The following is a 3577-nucleotide window of genomic DNA, read 5'->3' as shown; positions in this document are numbered from 1 at the left end:
CATCTCGGTCAGCCGAGCCAGGACGCGCGCATGCCGTTCGGCCATGTCGGGCGGGGTGGACATGAACGAAAAGGGAACATGTAGCGGCGCGGAAGGCAAGGTTTGTGGCGGAGGGGTGCGTCCGGATTTGACGGGGGCGGCGGGGAGGTCCGTTGGCCGCAGTTGACTCACAGACGACGTTGGGAGGGTCCGCTGGATGCCGCCTCGTGGCTCGGCCGACGCGCAGGCATCCCTCACAGTCGATGCTGAGCACCGGGACGCGAGGAAGCCGTGGCGCCCGGAGGCGCCTGCGCCGCGACACTCCAGTCAGCCCGGCTTCCGTGCGTGGCGCCAAGGACCATGGCCGTGCTCATGGCGTGTTCGGACGCGAGGCCGTAAAGCAGCGCCGACTTGCTGGCATGGCGCGCGCTGCGGATTGCGGCGCTGGCCCATCCGATGAAGGCCGCGCCTTCCAGGCCTTGCGGGACACGGGTGGCCACGCAGTTGAGCCCGGTCCCTTTCAAGAGCCGAGTCAAGCCGATGTTGGGCTCGTCCAGATTGCCGACCACGAGCAGGCAGTACGGGCGGACGATCGCGACGGCTTGCGTTAGCGCCGCCGAGGGAGCCCCCTCGATCAGCCGCAACTCGCAGATGACGCCGCCATCCACATGTTCTCGCGCCTCCTGCAACCCCGTGATGATCCGCGCGCGACCCGCGGGATGCGAGAGGCTCGACAGCGTCACGGGCACGATCACCGTCAGGCGCCGCTCGCCCTCCTGACGGAGGGCCTCGAGACCTTTCAGCAGTCCCGCGACATCGATGCGGAGCAGGTCTGCGGTCGTGAGCCTCGCGAGTTCCGGCGCGCGCAGCTGCCGGCCGGATCGCACGTGGGCCACGCAGTTCGTGAGCCGCAGGCCGATGTCGCGCCTCTCGCGCAGCTGGAGGACGGGTTCGAGTCGCGTGGTGACCTGCAACCCGACGCCATAGGCCGTGACGAAGGGCGTCCACTGGTTCGCCCCGCCCAGAGAGCTCGGCGAGTCCGGCTGGGGCGCGCCTCCCGTCATGCCCGCCCGCTCGGCAGCGTCGGCCGCCGCGGCCCGCACATCGACCCTGCGCGCCTCCACACCGCCCTCCGGGGAGATGCGCACCACCTCATGCACCCCCACATCGGCCATTTCCCCGTCGCCCAGAAAGTGCGTCAGGATTTCGCGCAGGGCTCGCAGGCACAGAGCTTGGCCCGCGAGCCGTTCCTTGTCGGGCTGACAGATGAGGACGTCGGTGTCGGAGATCCGAAGATGGTACGCCGTCGGGCCTAGCTGCCGGTCCAGGGTCGAGTTGACGTGCTCGTGCACGTGCTCGCGCCGCATGGGCCATCGGCTCCCGAAGCGCTGCACGACGGCATCCAGGTCGATGACGCAGACCATTCCCGCGGCTAGCGCCTGGGGGTTGGCGAACTGCTCCATCGCCGCCTCGAGGCCGGCGGACTGAAATCGTGAGACGCGCACTTCGGGCGCGCTGTCGAACTCAGGGGCGGCTGTCGCCACAAGGATACCCGTCAGGTCTGCTTTGCGCGGGATGCCGCGGCGGTCAGCGCCTCAGTTAGGAGGATGCATGCCGTGTCGACGTCCAGCGGCTTCGGCGCAATCGCGTCGTGTCCGGCCGCAGGGTCGCTGGGGGGATCGGAGGAACAGCTTGCCACGTAAGCTTGCGACGACGGACCCCGACCGGCGCGGAGCCTGCGCACGGCCTCGTCACCCCCCACCAAGGGCATGTGACGGTCGATGACCACCAGGTCGAACGCTTCGACCGCGCAGCGTGCGAGAGCGGCAGCTCCGTCCTCCACGACAGCGACAGAACACGCGAGCGCCTCGAAGATGACCCGGCTCCACTGGCGATGAACGGGATGATCGTCAGCGACCAGCACTCTCGGCTGCGGCTCGATGAGGTTTGGGCAAGCCGGGTGCGCGCGCTCACGCGCTAGGTCATCGTCTAGGGGTGGATCTTTCTCTGCGGGGAGAGCGCGAGTGAACTCGTCCGCTGGGAGTCGCTCGGGAACGCCAGATAGGCGTCGCGATGCGCCGATGGAATCGAGGGCGGCCGCGAAGACGGGACAGTGGAAAGCGTGGACGCCGCGAGCGAACCCACAGTGGGCGCAGACCTGGTCGGCGCCGGGAGGTCTCCCGTCGCTGGCGCTTGCCTGAAGCGGTTCATCCTGGCGCGAACCGCCGTCTAGCGTGGCTTCCAAGGCATCCGCAAAGGGCGTTCCTGCGGCCTCGACCTCCACGAACCGCGCTGATGGCGTCCAGGACATGCCTCTCCTCTCTGTCGCGGGAGGCCCGTGACAGTTTCATTGCTCGATCAAAGGACGCGGGGACCCCCTACAGGGGCGAACATTGACCTCGACGAACCGGCCTTCGCCGAGCGGGCTCGGGCGCGAGATCATCGCCTGAGAGTGCGTCTTTCCTTGCAAGGAAATTGCGACCGAATTCATACATCTGTATTTGTCCGAGAACGCCAAGCGCTCGTTGAGCAGATTTATCCGGTAGTCCTTGCTCTGTTATACTGGATGATCATGCGTCGATCGAACGTTGGTAGGTTACGGTTCCTGCCAATGTTGATGCGGATTCCGCCAGCCGCGAATTGGATTTGGCAGCGCCTCGGGGATGGCCAGCGCGAGCCTCAGAGGTCGACGTCCGCGTCGGCAAGCGCCGAGCCGAAGCGCTCGCGATACTCCCTGGGCGTTGCGCCAAGCTGGCGAACGAGGGCCCGGCGCATGGCTTGCATCGTCGAGAAACCGCTTGCGACGGCGATCCTCTGCAATGGAAGCTTCTGCTCTTCCAGCAGCCGACGCGCAGCATCCACCCGAGCAAGCTCGACGTACGCCGCAGGTGTCATCTTCGTCTCTCGCGCGAAGGCGCGTGCGAAATTGCGCTCGCTCATGCCGGCTTCGCGCGCGAGCCTTCCCACAGAGAGATCGCCGCGGAGGTTCTCGTTCACCCGGCGCAGGGCGTCCTGAATGGGCTCCTTGCCTGAAAACTGCGCCGCCAGCTGGGCGCTGAACTGCGATTGTCCGCCGGGGCGCTTGAGGAACAACACGAAGAACTGCGCGACGGCGAGCGCAGTCTCGCGTCCGAGGTCCTCCTCGACCAGTGCGAGCATGAGGTCGAACGCGGCGGTCACGCCCGCCGAACTGAACATGGCGCCGTCCCGAATGAAGATGCTGTCGGGTTCCACGATGGCCTCGGGATGGCGGGCGGCCAGCTCGTCGGCGAACTGCCAGTGGGTCGTTACCCGACGGCCGGCCAGGAGTCCGGCCGCGCCCAGGATGAAGGCTCCCGTACACGTGGAGCCATACCGCCTCGTGTCGGGAGCCGTGCGCCTCAGCCAGGCTATCGTATCGGCCGTGCCGGGAAGAGCGTGGCCGCGGGCGGCCGGGAGCACGATCAGGGTGTCTATTGGCTTCGTGAACTCGGCGAGGGAGGCGTCAGGCAGAATGCGCGGCCCCGCCGAGGATCGGAGCGGCTCGGCGCGTTCTGAGAGCAGCACCAGCTGATAGTGATCCTTCCCCGACTGGCGGTTGGCCTCGTGCAACGTGTCG

General features: G+C 67.3%; 3 protein-coding genes. All 3 read right to left on the bottom strand.

Features of this window, described 5'->3' with window-relative positions; genetic code table 11:
- Nucleotides 1–233: 233 nt before the first annotated feature.
- Nucleotides 234–1523 (bottom strand): hypothetical protein, encoded by a 1290-nt coding sequence (locus tag AX721_RS13805; protein ID WP_156467174.1) that lies wholly within the window; start codon nt 1521–1523, stop codon nt 234–236.
- An 11-nt stretch (nt 1524–1534) separates the two neighbouring features.
- Nucleotides 1535–1903: a response regulator gene (locus tag AX721_RS27950; RefSeq protein ID WP_068876572.1), complete on the bottom strand. Its 369-nt coding sequence runs from the start codon at nt 1901–1903 to the stop codon at nt 1535–1537.
- Nucleotides 1904–2658: 755 nt separating this feature from the next.
- Nucleotides 2659–3577: GlxA family transcriptional regulator (locus AX721_RS13795; RefSeq protein WP_068876571.1), on the bottom strand; the 919-nt coding region annotated here is incomplete at its 5' end.

Source organism: Phenylobacterium sp. CCH9-H3 (assembly GCF_001557235.1).
In the GTDB taxonomy this organism is placed as follows: domain Bacteria; phylum Pseudomonadota; class Alphaproteobacteria; order Caulobacterales; family Caulobacteraceae; genus Phenylobacterium.
Note: the sequence above shows the minus strand (reverse complement) of the source record. Positions and strands in the feature narration are given on the sequence as shown.